Below are 418 nucleotides of genomic sequence, written 5' to 3'. Positions count from 1 at the left end.
TATCGCAGCTTATCACGTCCTTCATCGCCTCTGAGAGCCTAGACATCCCCCGTGTGCCCTTATTTACTTTCTTCTCTCTCATAGCCCTTTTGCTACTATGGAGATGCTTTGACTAATTGTCCTGTATGAATACAGAACGTTCGTCCCTATTGTCTTCTCTTGTGTTTTTTTTCTTTCAATATGTCAAAGAACTCTTTTGTAGTACGGTGTATTGCGTAGTGCGTATTGGGATTATTTATGTTGCCATAACAATGTCTCAATTCTTAATACTCAATCCCAAGTACAAACAATGTGGAGAATAACGGATTCGAACCGTTGACCCCCTGCGTGCAAGGCAGGTGCTCTAGCCAGCTGAGCTAATTCCCCTCTTGTATGTAGTCCCGAGCAGATTTGAACTGCTGACCCCTACATTATCAGT

Annotated in this window: 1 tRNA gene; it reads right to left on the bottom strand. The window is 43.1% G+C overall.

Features of this window, described 5'->3' with window-relative positions:
• Window positions 1–292: 292 nt before the first annotated feature.
• Window positions 293–366 (bottom strand) — tRNA-Ala (locus tag JKG64_RS22950).
• Between the last annotated feature and the right edge of the window lie 52 nt (window positions 367–418).

Origin of the sequence: Sphingobacterium tabacisoli, assembly GCF_017908035.1 — a bacterium.
Lineage (GTDB): Bacteria > Bacteroidota > Bacteroidia > Sphingobacteriales > Sphingobacteriaceae > Sphingobacterium > Sphingobacterium tabacisoli.
The sequence above is the reverse complement of the archived record's forward strand: the minus strand, read 5'-3'. Positions and strand labels throughout refer to the sequence as shown.